This is a genomic window from Mammaliicoccus sp. O-M54 (assembly GCF_022386035.1).
In the GTDB taxonomy this organism is placed as follows: domain Bacteria; phylum Bacillota; class Bacilli; order Staphylococcales; family Staphylococcaceae; genus Mammaliicoccus; species Mammaliicoccus sciuri_A.
Genome location: NZ_JAJNJE010000009.1, coordinates 54,613 through 70,722, shown reverse-complemented (window position 1 = coordinate 70,722; position 16,110 = coordinate 54,613). Strand labels below are relative to the sequence as shown.

Annotated in this window: 16 protein-coding genes; 6 read left to right on the top strand and 10 right to left on the bottom strand. The window is 32.0% G+C overall.

Annotation, left to right across the window (positions count from 1 at the left end; translation table 11 throughout):
- The first annotated feature begins 152 nt into the window (after positions 1-152).
- Entirely contained in the window at positions 153-2,408 is a 2,256-nt protein-coding gene (locus LQ673_RS13150; protein ID WP_239745081.1) for a SpaA isopeptide-forming pilin-related protein, read from the top strand.
- Positions 2,409-3,047: 639 nt separating this feature from the next.
- Here LQ673_RS13150 and LQ673_RS13145 read toward each other — a convergent pair.
- The 3 genes from LQ673_RS13145 to LQ673_RS13135 are packed head-to-tail and all read right to left on the bottom strand — an operon-like array spanning position 3,048 to position 5,542.
- Positions 3,048-3,401: a hypothetical protein gene (locus LQ673_RS13145; protein ID WP_191836416.1), complete on the bottom strand. Its 354-nt coding sequence runs from the start codon at positions 3,399-3,401 to the stop codon at positions 3,048-3,050.
- Positions 3,402-3,414: 13 nt separating this feature from the next.
- On the bottom strand, positions 3,415-4,878 hold the full coding sequence (locus LQ673_RS13140; RefSeq protein ID WP_191836417.1) for a sensor histidine kinase: 1,464 nt from the start codon (positions 4,876-4,878) through the stop codon (positions 3,415-3,417).
- A 4-nt stretch (positions 4,879-4,882) separates the two neighbouring features.
- Positions 4,883-5,542, bottom strand: coding sequence for a response regulator transcription factor (locus tag LQ673_RS13135; protein WP_103361804.1), 660 nt, complete (start codon positions 5,540-5,542; stop codon positions 4,883-4,885).
- A gap of 134 nt (positions 5,543-5,676) precedes the next feature.
- Here LQ673_RS13135 and LQ673_RS13130 point away from each other — a divergent pair, with 134 nt between their 5' ends.
- Both LQ673_RS13130 and LQ673_RS13125 read left to right on the top strand, forming a co-directional pair.
- Positions 5,677-6,852: a DUF418 domain-containing protein gene (locus LQ673_RS13130; RefSeq protein ID WP_126476546.1), complete on the top strand. Its 1,176-nt coding sequence runs from the start codon at positions 5,677-5,679 to the stop codon at positions 6,850-6,852.
- A gap of 7 nt (positions 6,853-6,859) precedes the next feature.
- Positions 6,860-7,081: a hypothetical protein gene (locus LQ673_RS13125; protein ID WP_037590487.1), complete on the top strand. Its 222-nt coding sequence runs from the start codon at positions 6,860-6,862 to the stop codon at positions 7,079-7,081.
- Between the two features lie 56 nt (positions 7,082-7,137).
- Here LQ673_RS13125 and LQ673_RS13120 read toward each other — a convergent pair whose 3' ends face one another.
- Positions 7,138-7,584: a MarR family winged helix-turn-helix transcriptional regulator gene (locus LQ673_RS13120; protein WP_025906982.1), complete on the bottom strand. Its 447-nt coding sequence runs from the start codon at positions 7,582-7,584 to the stop codon at positions 7,138-7,140.
- A 214-nt stretch (positions 7,585-7,798) separates the two neighbouring features.
- Here LQ673_RS13120 and LQ673_RS13115 point away from each other — a divergent pair, with 214 nt between their 5' ends.
- Positions 7,799-9,442 carry an alpha-keto acid decarboxylase family protein gene (locus LQ673_RS13115; protein ID WP_239745073.1) on the top strand — a complete coding sequence of 548 codons (1,644 nt, stop codon included), beginning with the start codon at positions 7,799-7,801 and terminating at the stop codon, positions 9,440-9,442.
- 45 nt (positions 9,443-9,487) lie between these two features.
- Here LQ673_RS13115 and LQ673_RS13110 read toward each other — a convergent pair whose 3' ends face one another.
- Positions 9,488-10,072: a LysE family translocator gene (locus tag LQ673_RS13110; RefSeq protein WP_191836418.1), complete on the bottom strand. Its 585-nt coding sequence runs from the start codon at positions 10,070-10,072 to the stop codon at positions 9,488-9,490.
- A gap of 114 nt (positions 10,073-10,186) precedes the next feature.
- Here LQ673_RS13110 and LQ673_RS13105 point away from each other — a divergent pair, with 114 nt between their 5' ends.
- Both LQ673_RS13105 and LQ673_RS13100 read left to right on the top strand, forming a co-directional pair.
- Positions 10,187-10,693, top strand: coding sequence for a P-loop NTPase family protein (locus tag LQ673_RS13105; RefSeq protein ID WP_191836419.1), 507 nt, complete (start codon positions 10,187-10,189; stop codon positions 10,691-10,693).
- A 104-nt stretch (positions 10,694-10,797) separates the two neighbouring features.
- Positions 10,798-11,679, top strand: a complete 882-nt coding sequence (locus LQ673_RS13100) for a nuclease-related domain-containing protein (RefSeq protein WP_191836420.1) — start codon at positions 10,798-10,800, stop codon at positions 11,677-11,679.
- A 452-nt stretch (positions 11,680-12,131) separates the two neighbouring features.
- Here the strand turns inward: LQ673_RS13100 and LQ673_RS13095 are convergent, their stop codons facing one another.
- The 5 genes from LQ673_RS13095 to LQ673_RS13075 form a co-directional block, all read right to left on the bottom strand.
- Complete coding sequence (locus tag LQ673_RS13095) at positions 12,132-13,169, bottom strand: galactitol-1-phosphate 5-dehydrogenase (RefSeq protein ID WP_191836421.1); 1,038 nt, start codon at positions 13,167-13,169, stop codon at positions 12,132-12,134.
- Between the two features lie 26 nt (positions 13,170-13,195).
- Complete coding sequence (locus LQ673_RS13090) at positions 13,196-13,354, bottom strand: hypothetical protein (RefSeq protein WP_191836422.1); 159 nt, start codon at positions 13,352-13,354, stop codon at positions 13,196-13,198.
- A 42-nt stretch (positions 13,355-13,396) separates the two neighbouring features.
- Entirely contained in the window at positions 13,397-14,428 is a 1,032-nt protein-coding gene (locus LQ673_RS13085) for a zinc-binding dehydrogenase (protein ID WP_159315949.1), read from the bottom strand.
- Positions 14,429-14,448: 20 nt separating this feature from the next.
- Complete coding sequence (locus LQ673_RS13080; RefSeq protein WP_107565950.1) at positions 14,449-15,708, bottom strand: PTS galactitol transporter subunit IIC; 1,260 nt, start codon at positions 15,706-15,708, stop codon at positions 14,449-14,451.
- A gap of 84 nt (positions 15,709-15,792) precedes the next feature.
- A complete protein-coding gene (locus LQ673_RS13075; RefSeq protein WP_037590477.1) occupies positions 15,793-16,071 on the bottom strand; it encodes a PTS sugar transporter subunit IIB in 279 nt (92 codons plus the stop codon).
- Between the last annotated feature and the right edge of the window lie 39 nt (positions 16,072-16,110).

Sequence of the window (16,110 nt, the reverse complement as noted above, 5' to 3'; positions counted from 1 at the left end):
CTATATTTTATTATTAGTAAATAAACTTTTAGATAAAGCTAACTAATTTCTATAATATAAATATTTTTCAAACAATTTTGTTTAGAAAATATTTTTATTTTCGATAAATAATGGTATAATAACCAAAAATATACAAAAATTAGGAGGTTAATATGAGGAAAGTTTCAATTATAATTATGTTTTTATTACTTTTTACACAAATTTTTAGTTTTAACAATCAAGTTCAAGCAAAGGACTTAACGAACCATGTTATTAAAGACATCAATGTTACTAAACAAGATGGTTCTAATGGTGAATTTTCACATAGAGAAAGAACTAAAATATCCGTAACCTTTGCCGGAAATGGTACTAAAATTTCACCAAACGATACTTTATCAGTTTTGCTCCCGAAGGAATTATTAGGATTTAATTCAGCAATTTCTTTGAAAAATTCTGAGGGTACAGAACTTGGTACATGTCAGGTATCTAATAATTCTGTTAATTGTACTTTTAATGACAATGTAGAAAAATTAGATAATATTAGAGGAGAATTCTTCTTTGAAGCAGAAATAAATAAATCAGAAGAAGGATCACATAAAGTTGACTTAGATTTTGGAAATACAAATATCACTAAAGTGATAACTGTAAATAATGGGTCTTCTGCAGGAGGAAAATCGGAAGAGATATTTCATAAAACCGGACAGATACTCCCAGATGACGTAAATAATATACAATGGGCAATAAGATTCAATAACAAGCAAGATTATTTTAGAGGAAATGATCCAGCTTTAATATCTGATAATATTGGAAGCGGTATGGAATTAAATAAAGATAGCTTGCAATTATCGGTAAAACAAGTAAATGAAGCACAACCAAGATTTTATACAGTTGAAGAATTTGAAAATGCTGGATTAGGAAATGTTGATGTTACCAATAAAACGATAAATATTAGGTTCAACACACCTAGTTACAATGAATTAATTGTCTATTATTCAACAAAGATCACTGATAATTCATTGAAATCATTTGAAAATCAATCATCAGTTACATATATAGATAAAAATGAAAAACAAATAATAGAGCATTCTAATGCTGTTGTTCAGAATATTAACTCTGGCGGTAAGGCAGAAGGAGATTTAGCAAAATATAGTGGTAAAGTAGTGATTTCTAAAGTTGGAAATGATGAAAAAGGAAATTCAAAACCACTTGAAGGTGCAGAATTTGAATTAGTTAATTTAGATGGAGAAGTAGTTGGTAAAGGAACGACTGATTCAAATGGGACGTTAGTTTTTGAAAATATTAAAGGTGGAACACACACGCTTAAAGAGACTAAAATTCCAGATGGATATAAAATTAATGAAGCTGATTTTCCTAGTAAGGTTGTATTAGATTTTGAAAAAGATAAAGAAATTAATTTGACTGTTGTGAACATTAAAGATCCAGAACCAGATAACCCAACACCGGACAATCCAGATAACCCAACACCGGATGAGCCAAAACCAGATAACCCAACACCGGATGAGCCAAAACCAGATAACCCAACACCGGATGAGCCAAAACCAGATAAACCGAAACCAGATAATCCAACACCGGACAATCCAAAACCAGATAATCCAACACCGGATAAACCGAAACCAGATAATCCGACACCGGATGAACCAAAACCAGATAATCCGAAACCGGATGAGCCAAAACCAGATAACCCAAAACCGGATGAACCAAAACCAGATAATCCGAAACCAGATAATCCAACACCGGATAATCCGAAACCAGATAATCCAACACCGGACAATCCGAAACCGGATGAACCAAAACCAGATAATCCAAAACCAGATAATCCAACACCGGACAATCCAACACCGGATAATCCAACACCAGATGAACCAAAACCAGATAAACCGAAACCAGATAACCCAACACCGGATGAACCAAAACCAGATAAACCGAAACCGGACAATCCAAAACCAGATAATCCGAAACCGGATGAGCCAAAACCAGATAATCCAAAACCAGACAATCCGAAACCGGACAATCCAAAACCAGATAACCCAACACCGGATAATCCAAAATCAGATAACCCAAAACCGGATAATCCAAATCCAGACAAACCAGAGCCAGATAATCCAACACCAGATAACCCAACACATGAAAAACCAACACCAGAAGCTCAAAATAAAGAAGAAGCAAAATCAGGTAAATCAAGTGAAGAAAATGTAAATAAAGATCAAGCTAAAAATAATACTGAAAAAGATGGAAATATGACAGTAACATCTGACAAAACACAACAAAAACAAAAAAATGATAAAGATGGAATATTGCCTAATACAGGTGAAGTCATACAAAATCATCCAATAATAACAACAGCAAGCATACTATTATTATTAGCAATTGGATCTGTATTACTATTCTTTAGAAAAAAACAAAAATAAGGTAAATGTTGGCCTTAATTGCAAATAAAGACTAACGACTATACAAAAAAGACGCTCAATTTTTGAGCGTCTTTTTATGAATAAAAACATAAAAAAATAACCTTCTATTCGCTTTAGCATGCATATAGAAGGTTATTAAAATTATGTACAGCTACCGTCACTTAAACGGGCTTATAATTCTATTATAAATAAATTATTAGTATTTGTATAGATATAACTTCACTAAAATTTTATGTGTTTTTTATAGAATTAGAAAAACATATAATGGTATAATGATGTCACAAGCAAGTTGGGTAGATGGTGGCTAATCCAATCTAAGGAGGTTGATGCCTATGAAGGTATTTAAACAATCTTTAGAAAGGAGGATAGCCTTTGTTTTCTATTGAAATTGCAATGCAACTCAAAATAAGCATGAGTATATTAGTACTAATGTTTATTGAAGTAGTCATTGTAATTAATAAAAGACAAAAAAAATAACCGTCACAACTTTAGCTAGTTAATGGTTATTTTAAAATAATTATACAGCTACCGTCACTTAAACGGGCTTGTTGAGGTAACGTGTACCAGCACGTTACCTTTATTTGATTATAGAATATCATGAAAAAATACAATTTGTCTAGTGACTTAAACACCTGAAGCTCAATTCTCGAGCTTCTTTTTCTTTCTTCTCTTAATGAAATCATATGTAATCAAGATAACAACAATCACCATCATAGGATATATTCTGTAATCGGGAGAAACGAATAATCTTATTAAGATGAATGCGATAATTAATGAGCTAAATAGTATTAAATATTCTTTAGTAAAGATATTGTATTTTTCTTTTTTATATATATCACTTGCTAAAACTAGTGGCATAACTAGTGAAATTCCGATTATTGAACCAATTAATGACGCTAAATCCACTTTGTTGAAGATAATAAGTTGGGTTAATAAAAGAATTGAAATCATATACAATCCATACGTCACACTATAAAACAATTTCTCCTTCATTCTTCTCAGCTCCTTAATTTAAATGGATTTTGAAGTTTACACCTTTTGTAGAGGGCATAATTTTAAAGGTTCCGTTATGAAATGTGATGCAATCCATGATGATTGTTGAACCGATACCGTGTCCTTCTTTGTTGTCTTTTGTTGTGTAATTTGAATGAAGCATGTGTTTCTCTGTCGTCTTGCTTATGCCAACACCGTCATCTTTGTAGTTAATTTCTAAACCTTCATTTATATTCTTAATGTTGATTTCGATGTTTGGGTTACACTTATTATGATCGATACTATTATCTATAAGGTTCATCATCATACGTTCAAAATATAGTTTATTGCCATAAAATTTTTGTTCTGTTAATTCATTGATAATTTCAAGTTTGTCATATTGTAAGGTTCTTCTCAGCTGCTTTAATGTCTCAGTAATATCGAATGATTCTTTATGAATGGTCATTTGATCTGTTTCGTATCTGAAGTTATTGTTTAAACTATCAATCAGCTCAGTCATATATGCAGCTTTATCTGAAATTAAAATCGCATATTTCTTAGTATCAATTTCTTCTGATGATAAGAGCTTGGCGTAACCATAAATAGATGTTAAAGGTGATTTTAAATCATGAGATAGTTGATTAAGCCATTTCTCACGGTAGTAATTAATTTGATTTTGATAGATTTTATCTTCAGTCAGTTGTAAGTTTAAACTTTCTACAGAATCATTAAGTTCTTTAAATAATTTTTTGCTTCTTTTGTTGTAGTGTTTAGAGCTTGGCTTAAACAATTTACCTTTAGAAAGATTTTCTATCCAATCTGTATAGAAGAATAATGGCTTAGAAAGTCTTTTAGAAATGATAAATGCAAAAATAATCACTAAAATCATGTTGAGTAAAAGTAACAATAGGTATGTTAATGCTAAAAATTTAAATGTCTTATTTTCAATGTCATTAAACTCATCTGTATATTGAACTTTATGATATGCGGGATTATCTATAAATGTTAATTGATTATCCTTTTCGACATGATAATATTTATTATAATTATTGATATACAAGCTACTTATCAATTTTTTAGTATCAATTTCTTCTATTGAATGTATGTGATGGTTGTGAGATTTTGGATAAATTAATATGACGCTATAGTCATCACTACGAAATGGAATGCCTTGTATATTGTATAAGTTTTCAACAATTTTATTTTTCAAATTCATTTGTTTTTTAGGATAAAGGACATTGGCATCTTTATCGATAATATACAACTGAACATGATTGTCTTTTAATTTTTGTTTTAAATCATCACTCAGTTTATAGCCATTTTCTTCATTTGATATTGAAAAATCCATATAAAAATCATCAACATCATCTAAATTGGAATAAGAAATTTTTATAACATTTGTAAAGAAAAGCCATATGCCAATAACACCTATAATAAAAGTAATCGTAAGAAAAATAAAAATGTATTTCGTAAATTTCCATGTGAATCTTTTATTCATTTCATTAACCTCTATATATGTAACCTTTGCCTCGAACTGTCTGTATAAGTTGAGGATTATTCGGGTCATCTTCTATTTTTTTGCGTAGTGTACGTATGTGAACCATTAATGTATTGTCATCCACACTGACTGAATAACCCCATACACGTTCGTATAGTTGACTCTTTGTCAAAACTTGGTTTTTATTTTTAATGAAATAAGCGAGAAGGTCATATTCTCTTGATGTTAGATTAGCCTTCTTGTTATTTGTGATGACATCAGTTGTATCGAGATTGACTTGCAAGTTCTTATTGTGATGTGTATTGATATTTTTAATATGTACAGAGACGCGATAAGCAAGTTCAATAGGATCAAATGGTTTCTTAACATAATCTACGGCACCATTTTCAAATCCTTTATAAACATCTAAATCAGAATCTTTCGCTGTAACGATAATAAGTTTAGTATCTTCATGTTTAATATATTTCACGAGTTCATAGCCGTTTTCTGATTTTAAGTTTAAATCAAGCAACACGACATCAAAGCGATGGGCTTTTAATTTTGCTTCAGCTTCTGGTTTGTCGCTTGCTAAATATATGTCACCTAATTGTTTATTAGATAAGGATATTTTTATCAATGTTTGTATATCTAAATCATCTTCTACTATTAATATTTTGGCAGTCATTTTTACACCTCTATATTATTGTATATTTTCATTTTATATGTATCTACACGTATATGTAAAATTAAGTCAGATTTAAGGTTTATATAAGTCACATTTTATTTTAACTTGTTAATATAATATGTGAGGTGAATAGAATGAACAGAATAGAAGTTGCCGATGCACTAAGAGGATTTAGTTTATTTGGCATATTTATGGCCAATTTATTAATTTTTCAATTTGGTTTAACAGGCCAATTATACATAGAACAGTATCATTTAAGTGGTTTGAATCAAACAATTTATCATATTATCAAGATTATATTTGAAGGCAGCTTTATGCCCATATTTGCGATTTTATTTGGTTTTTCTTTAGATAAGCTCTATCAATCTATGAAAAGTAAACAAGTTAAACGTCCGAGAATTAAACTGTTAAGAAGAGCCATTTTCTTATTAATATTAGGTAGTTTACATGCTTATTTTATATGGGAAGGAGATATATTATTTGGTTATGCACTATCGATGTTAATCGTGATTCCGTTCATTTCATTGAATCGTAAATTTTTTAAATGGGTTACGATTATTGGATTTGGGTTGATATTAGCAATGTCGGTTGGCTCTTTATTTGATACCACAGCTCCTATTTTAGAAACGAGTGATAAAGCTTCGTATGTGCATGAAGTTAAAACATTATTTAGTGAAGGTAGTTATTGGGATATTCGTGAAGCAGATGACACGATACAAGATCCGAAATTCATGCAATTAAAAGCAATGCTTGGCGATAATATAGGATGGTTATTTGTAATGATTCTGTTTATAGAAGTTCCGTATTTTACTTTAGGTATATGTTTATCTAAATATAAATGGTTTGAAAAACGTATTAAAGATCAACACATTTCAAAATGGTTTATATATACAACACCAGTATGGATATTAGGAAAGTCCTCTTATTTATGGTTATCGAATGAAAATGCAGCAGAGAGCATTGCCATGATATTTGGTTTATTGTTGGCCATCAGCTATATTTGTTTATTTAAATATTTATATCAAACGTATCAACAGAACGTAATATTTAGAGGGTTTGAAAGTCTCGGTAAAATGTCGTTATCGATGTATATTTTACAAAGTATTATCGGAACACTCATTCTATATGGCTATGGATTAGGATTATTCGGTAAAGATATACTCATAGTGACATCGTTTAGTTTTATATTAATTTATGTATTACAAATGCTTTTTGCAACATGGTATCAAAAGCATTGGCGATATGGTCCGTTAGAATATATACTTCGTATGTTTACACATTGGAAAATTAAAGTAGGGAAGAGGAGATGAAATAATAATGATTGAAATAGTTAAGAAAGTCGCACGCATATTATTTGTCGTATTTTCAGGGCTATTAGTCGCAAGATATGTCATTCAGCAGCTTAATCAATTTACTGATTTGCAATTAAGTTGGTTCTATTTAGAACGTGTGCCATATAGTTTCATCATCATTGTTATTTTATATTTCATCTGCATTGTCGTTTATAGTTCATTGCGCACATATGAACAAAGAGATTAGTTTTAATATATTAAGAAAGGGAGCCGGACGTGTTGTCCAGCTCCCATTTTTGATTTCTATTCTTTCGGCTTAATAGATTTAACATTTTTAAATCCACTTTTCATACTTGCAAGATGTTCCATAAAATCGTGCCACTCTGTACCAGCTTCTTCAAACGTTTGCTGTAATAATTCATTTTGTGCTTGGTTCAATTTATGAACTAATGCACTACCTTCTTCAGTAGGGTATAAATGTTTCACACGTCTATCATTGTCAGAGTCTACATATCTAATTAATTTTTTCTCTTTTAATTTTTTTAAAGATGCGTGAGAAGCTTGTTTAGATATTTCAAGTGTATCTAATAAATCTTTAATTGTTATACCTGGCATTTGATCTATAAAAAATAAAAATCTATGATGTTGTCTATTCATGCCATGGTTTTTAATAATATCGTCAGCTGTATTGATAAATGTTTTGTATGCGAAATAAAAAAGCATATGATCATAATTGTTTTTATTATCCATCGTGTCGACTCCTTTTCAACTATTATAAAGGATAGTTGTTAAAAATTCATTTTTAGGTCAATGAGGTTGACTTAATTTAAAAGTAGGTATATACTAAGAATTGTTAAAGGGATTATTAAACATTTGATATTTAATCAAAGGTTTATTTTTTACATTAATAGGTCAACCATATTGACTTAAATTGATTCATAAAAATAGAAAAGGAGAATCGGATATGAAAAAACGTGTTGGGGAATATTTAATGGATTCATTAAGTACAGTAGGAGTAGAAAAAGTATTTGGTGTTCCTGGAGATTTTAATTTAGCATTTTTAGACGATATTGTAAGCAGAGAAGATATGGAATGGGTAGGCAATACAAATGAATTAAATGCAAGTTATGCTGCTGATGGATATGCAAGAATGAATGGTATCAGCGCAATGGTCACTACATTTGGCGTTGGTGAACTAAGTGCAGTTAATGGTATTGCAGGATCTTATGCAGAACGCGTGCCAGTGATAGCTATTACAGGTGCACCAACAACAGTTGTTGAAGAAGCGGGTAAATATGTTCACCATTCATTAGGTGAAGGTAAGTTTGATAGTTATAGAAAAATGTTTAAAGAAATCACAACAGCTCAAGGTTATATAACAGTAGAAAATGCTCAGACTGAAATTCCAAGATTAATTAATGCAGCATTAGCTGAAAAAAGACCTGTTCATATACATTTACCAATCGATGTAGCACAAGCAGAAATTGAAGTTGAAGAAGACTTTAAACCAGCAGAAATGATTAATCAAGATGTTTCACATTACATTGAAATGGTACAACAAAAATTAAAAACAGCTCAGCAACCAGTTATCATTACTGGACATGAAATTAATAGCTTTAAATTACATGATGAATTAGAACGCTTTGTTGAACAAACTCAAATTCCAGTTGCACAACTTTCTTTAGGTAAAGGTGCATTTAATGAAGAAAGTCGTTATTATATGGGCATTTATGATGGTAGTATTGCAGAAGAAGAGATTAGAAATTATGTAGATAACAGTGATGCTATTTTAAATATTGGTGCTAAATTAACAGATTCAGCAACTGCAGGTTATTCTTATGGCTTTGATATTGATGATGTCGTGATGATCAATCACTTAGATTTCAAATTAAATGATACAACTTCATCAGAATATACATTACCAAGTTTAATGAACGGATTACTTGATATTGAATATAAAAATGAAGCACATTTCCCAGAAAATAATCGTCCTGAAAAAGGTGATTACACAGTTGATAATGCGCCACTTACACAAGAAACTTACTTTAAAATGATGCAAGATTTTATCGGATTAGATGATATCATCTTAGCAGAACAAGGTACTTCATTCTTCGGTGCGTATGACCTTAACTTATATAAAGACAATACATTTATTGGACAACCATTATGGGGATCAATCGGTTATACATTACCAGCAACAATCGGTACACAAATGTCTAATTTATATAGAAGAAATATACTATTAATCGGTGATGGTTCATTACAATTAACTGCACAAGATATATCAACAATGATTAGAAACGACCTTAAACCTGTTATTTTTGTTATTAATAATGATGGATACACAGTTGAAAGAAAAATCCACGGTGAACACCAAGTTTATAATGATATTCAAATGCGGGACTACAAAATGTTACCAGCCGTATTTGGCGGTAAAGATACAGTAGCCGTTCACGACGTAGAAACATCTGCCGATTTAGAAAATGTATTCTTAAAAATTAACAACGAACCAAATCAAATGCATTTCATAGAAGTTAAAATGGGCGTATCAGACGCACCAGAAAAACTAGACGCAATCGGACAAGCATTCTCAAAACAAAACAGTTAATACAAAAACCCCCTAAACCATCAATCATGGATTAGGGGGGATTTTTTATGTGAAGAGGATGGAGAAGGCAGTATAAACGAGAAGTAGTGACATTATGAGATTAAATGCTAATTCATGTTGATTAATAAACTTTTTAAAGATTGAACCAAAGACACTCCAACTGAATGAGGATAGAAATCCGATAAGTGCTAAATATGTAATTAAGATGATTTGGATAGAGAAATGTTCAAAATTTGGCGTAATAAATGCAGCTACAACACTTAACGCATAAATCACACCTTTAGGATTTACGAACTGTAACAACATACCAAATTTAATATTATTGTATCTGTTACTAAACGATTGAGCATCCGTACCTTTACTCGTTCCAATTTTGTATGCTAAATAAAGTAAATAAATTGCCCCGAAAATCTTCATATATAATTGTATTTTAGGGAATAGGTGATAGAGAGCAGAACTAAAAAAATTAGATACGAGTAGTAATAAAAAGAAACCAAGTGCGACACCAATACAGAATCTTACTGTACCTCGCAGACCAGTTTGTTTAGAATAATATAAAGACATAATGTTATTAGGTCCAGGCGTGAAGCTAGAAACAATCGCATAAATCGTCATAGATAATAAAGTCATATAAAACGCCCCTTCAAATTTAACTATTGAGAGTATTGTATCGATAGAAGAAGTGATTGTAAATGGTTGGTGGTGGGGGAGAATGTTTGAATTTTATAAAAAGAAGGTGGAAGTATGAAACAACGTATTATGGTTATTGGATGTCCGGGCTCAGGTAAATCAACATTATCAAATAAATTACATAATAACTTAGGAATTCCTTTATATCATTTAGATGAAATAAAATGGCAAAATAGTAACAAAACAATAGATAGTGAGACTTTTGAAGAAATATTAAAATATATTACTCAATTAGATGAATGGATTATTGATGGTAATTATAACAGTACTTTGGAATTAAGAATGAAGAAAGCTGACATTGTGATCTGGTTAAATTATAGTAGAACAATTTGTATATTTAGAGTTTTTAAAAGGTTTATTCAAAGTTTTTATAGAAAATCTGAAGGGGGAAATCCTAAAAGAATGAGTTGGAGTTTTATCAAATTTGTTTGGAATTTTAAAGAAAATCATGATAAAAAATTACTTGATTTAAAAGATAAATATAGTAATCAAAATGAATGGGTAATATTAAAGTCTAAATATGACACTAAATTATTTTGTGATAAACTGCAGGAAAGTTAATGTTGTATAGGTTTATTAATTAAGTATAAGGAACTTTAACATTTTAGTTTATCTTTTCCTGCGCATTCTCTATAATAATTGTAAAGAATTATGGAGGTGCATCGATGAACAGTCAAACATACTTACTGGCTCTCAAAAATCGTATCATTCAAGATAAACTTGATGAAGATACGAGGAACTATATTAAAGGTCTGGAGGGTGAACTTTTCATTAAAGATATTCTTGATGAATATCCAGATCTTCATTATTTATATGATTTTCATATAAACTACAAAAATCGCGTTCAAATTGATTTTTTAATTGTAACGGATGATGCTATATGTCACTTTGAGGTAAAGCATTATTCTGGAGATTATACGATTAAAGATGGTCAGCTTATGAACGAATTTGGAAACATGTTTTATACACCTTTTCAACAACTGCGACGAGCCAATCATGAATTGAATCATTTAATATCCCATTTGAATATCAACAAACCCTTACATTCCTATCTTATTTTTTCAAACCCCAAATTTACTTTAAAAGGTACAATGCCTAATCAATTCAATATCCTATTACCAACAGAATTACACAAACTTAAATATATGTTCAAAAATAATCATACTATAGAAAATGCTAATATCTTACATATGTTTCAACAAGAGCATAGTGACTTTTCGCATCTTTATAACAACATTAAAAAAGTCCCAATGGCTAGTTTAAGACCAGGATTGAAATGCCCGAAATGTAAGAGATTGAATACAGTTGAGGTAGAAGAACGAAAGAAATATCTACGTTGTAAATTCTGTCACGTTGAAATTAGTAGAAATAAATTGTACTTGTATAATTTAATGGAATTCTATATCTGTAAAGGGGAGCCTTTTACTTTATCAGAAGCTCAAAAATGGTGTGAGGTGGAGAATAGTTTAACTATTAGAAGGGTGCTTGATAAAAATTTTAGGTTTATAAATAAGAAGCCAAAGAAATATTATCTTGATAATAAATAAGTATCATCTTTAAGTTTTGAAGTGTATTTATCAAGACTGGCCAAACAAGATAAATAGGGACCTCGTATTTATCAAGACTGAGCAAACAAGATAAATAGGCGCGTTGTATTTATCAAGACTGAGCAAACAAGATAAATAGGCGCCTCGTATTTATCAAGACTGAGCAAACAAGATAAATAGGCGCGTTGTATTTATCAAGACTGGCCAAACAAGATAAATAGGGACCTCGTATTTATCAAGACTGGTCAAACAAGATAAATAGGCAGCTCGTATTTATCAAGACTGACCAAACAAGATAAATAGGGACCTTGTATTTATCAAGACTGGTCAAACAAGATAAATAGGGGCTGTACTTTTATTAACAACCACCAATCCCCAACCCAAAAAACAGGGGTGCACCATGTGCGCCCCTGTTCCTTCTTAAGATAATATTGATATATGGTTATGTTTATTTATGGGTGGAAGATTACTTTATCGTACTGTTTCTTTCTGTTTACTAAGTTATCAAATGTTTCTGGTCCTTTTGATAAAGGAAGTACATCGGAGATAATGGGTTTCACATCAATTTCTCCTGTAGACATATAATGTAGTGTAGCTGCCCATTCTTCTCCTGGGAATGGGGCGGATAAACCGTTCCATGAACCTATAACATTAAGCTCATTTCTTAATATCTTTTCGAAATGTTGACGATGAATCTCGATATCTGAATATGGAATACCTAATAGTAAGACTTCGCCACCTTTAGTTGGTAAGGTAAGTACTTGTCCTATCGTAAACGGTGATCCTGCTGATTCAACAGCAACATCAATTTTTTCAGGTATTGCAGATATAGCCTCATCTAAATCTGTTTCTTTAGAATTAATCGTATAATCCGCTCCGAGTTCCTTAGCGATTTCTAACTTATGATCATCAATATCTATTGCGATAATTTTAGCTGCCCCGAATATTTTCGACCATTGAATGGCTAGTAATCCGATGCTCCCACATCCCATGACTGCTACAGTTGCACCCGGCTTCATTCGTGTTCTGTAAAATCCATGTGCAACGACTGCAGAAGGTTCGACCATTGCTGCAGTATCTAAATCTACATTGTCTGGTACTTTAAGTACATTGCTTGCTGGGAGTTTCACATATTCTGCAAAACAACCAGGTTCATATGATCCAATCACATATAAATTTTCACAACGTGAGTATTCGCCTTTTTCACAGTAATGGCATTGATGGCATACGACAGCAGGGCATCCTGTTACAGCATCTCCGACATTTAACCCTGATACATCGCTACCAACTTCCTCAACAATTCCTGAAAATTCATGTCCGAACGTCATACCTTGTTTGTAAGGTCCAAGCTTTTTGTAACGAGAGGTATCTGATCCACAGATACCTGTTGCTTTAACTTTAATAATGACATCATTTGGTGCATCTATCTTTGGTACAGCTGTTTCTTCAAATCTTAAATCTTCAATACCATATAAATTTAAGGCTTTCAAAAGTATTATCCTCCCCTCTATTTATATTATGAGGTTTGTTCTGAAGTCACTTTCTTCTTCTTGTAAAGTTTAGAACCGAAATAACTTAAGAAGACAGCACTATTACATACGAGTAAATTATCCATATAGAATTGCGTAATACCTCTCATTGGCCCAAGCATAAAATCTAACATGTGTTCAACCATAATCAACATTCTCCTTTTTTATCTTTTAAAAGATTATTTGTTTTATTCGATAGGGCGAAGTAATACTTTAATACCTTCGCCGCCTTTAATGTGATTGTAACCTTCATCCCATTCAGTAATATCAAGCTCAGCAGTAACAAGTGCTTCTGCATTTACTTGTCCAGTACTCATGAGTTGTAATGATGGTTCCCAATCGGCAGGTTTCTGACTTCTACTACCAACAACTCTAATTTCTTTTTGGACAATTTTTTCTAAATCAAAAGGTATTTCGGGATCTTTAAAAATACCAACTTGAACATATAGACCTTTTTTGCGTAATAGATCAAGACCTTGCTTAGCAGCAGGTACAGCGCCTGAACATTCTAATACAACGTCTGCACCGTATCCGTCTGTAATGTTATTAACATATTCTTTCAAGTCTGTATGTTGAATATTCACAACATGATCTAAATTTAATTCTTCTGCTTTTGCTAAACGCGCTTTATCGTTATCTAAACCAGTTATAACGACTTTGCCACCTTTACTTTTAACGACTTGTGCAACGAGTAGGCCAATTGGACCTGGTCCCATAACAACTACAGTATCACCTTGATTAATTTCAATTTTAGATACTGCGTGATGTGCACAAGCAAGTGGTTCAGTCATAGAAGCGGCTTTATAAGAAACATTGTCAGGTAACTTGTGAACACTTGCTGCTCTTGCTACAAGATATTGTGTGAAGCCACCGTTTTGTTGCGTACCTAAACCTTTACGATGATTACATAAATTGTAGTCTCCTGATTGACAGTATTCACATTCACCACAAATATAATAAGTTGTTTCAGACGTTACACGATCACCAATTTCGAATCCTTCAACTTTATCACCAAGCTCAACGATTTCTCCAGAAAATTCATGGCCAAGTGTTACAGGGAAGTTTACATTGTAATGACCTTCATATGTGTGGACATCTGTACCACAAATACCGGCATAATGAACTTTTATTTTTATCTCATTTTCATTTGGTTCTGGAATTTCTTTATCTAAAATTTCTAAATTACCAAAACCAGGTGCTGTTTTTACTAATGCTTTCATTTAAAGTCATCCCCTTAATGTTAGTTGAACAATGCAAAGAACTTGAAGATAATATAGTTTAAGATGTTACCACCTTGGTCAAGACTTGAGATTTGTGAAGATCCTGATGGCATTTTCACACTAGTACCGTCAGCCATGCTTGTGAAGATAGGTGCTACATCTGTTGCGATGTATAGTGAAATTGCAATCATAATTGTACCTACGATAACTGAATGTATGATATTACCGCGTGCTGCACCTACGATAAATGCGACGATAAATGGAATTGTTGCTAAGTCACCAAAAGGTAATACTTGGTTACCTGGTAAAATAACAGCTAATAATACAGTTACAGGTACTAAGATTAAAGCAGTTGAGATAACAGCTGGATGACCTAATGCAACCGCAGCATCTAAACCGATATAAATTTCACGATCTCCAAAGCGTTTGTTTAACCATGTACGAGCTGATTCTGATACAGGCATTAAACCTTCCATAAGAATCTTAACCATACGAGGCATTAAGACCATAACAGCAGCCATTGACATACCTAAGTTAATAACGTCACCAGCGTTGTAGCCAGCTAATAAACCGATTGCTAAACCAAGTACTAGACCAACAAATATAGATTCACCGAAAGCGCCAAAACGTTTTTGAATTGTATCTGGGTCAGCATTTAATTTGTTAATACCAGGCACTTTTTGAAGACCTTTAACAAGGAAGATACCAGGTACATAAGAAATCGTACTACCAGTTGCAATAGATACACCTGGTAAATCATAGAATTTACTCATCATTGGTGCAGTCCAGTCAGCTACTTTTAAGCAGACGATTTGGAATAATGCAGCTGCAACTAATGATTGCCAAATGCTCCCTGAAACGGCATAAACCATTGCACCACAGAATGTATAGTGCCAGAAGTTCCAAATATCAACGTTCATTGTTTTAGTTGTTTTAGTTAATAACATGATGACATTAATCACAATACCTAAAGGAATAATAAATGCAGCGATAACAGATGCCCATGCAATTGATGATGTAGCAGGCCAACCTACATCGATTACATTTAAACTTACGCCTAAATTTTTAACCATTGCTTGTGCTGCTGGTCCTAAATTGTTAACAAGTAAATCAATTACTAAGAAAATACCTACGAAGGCAACACCAATCGTTAAACCAGATCTAAATGCTGCGCCAACTTTCTGTCTGAAAAATAACCCTAATAAGAATATGACAATCGGTAAAATTACCGTTGCACCTAAATCAAGAAATGCTTGAATAAAATTTACAAAACCATTCATTCCCTACACCATCCTCTTTTTAGAAGAATGAGGATGAAATATGATTTATTCCAACCTCATGCTAGTTTTTAATTTTGAATTTGTTTAACTTTGTAAAGCGTCTAAAATTTCTTTCTTAGTATCTTCAACACCAATTCCAGTTAAGAAGTTACGTGCGTTAATAACTGGGAATTTGTATTCTTTTTGTGTCATTGCTGTTGTTACTAATAAATCAGCTGTATCAGCGTATGCACCAACTTCAGAGATTTTGATTTGTTTTAAATCTACTTTAATGTTGTGTTCTTTAGCCATTTCCTCAATTGCGTTGTTAACCACTGTTGACGTTGCGATTCCTGCTCCACATGCTACTAATACTTGTTTCATAATAATTTCCTCCTAATTTGAGTCGATGTGTACATCGAA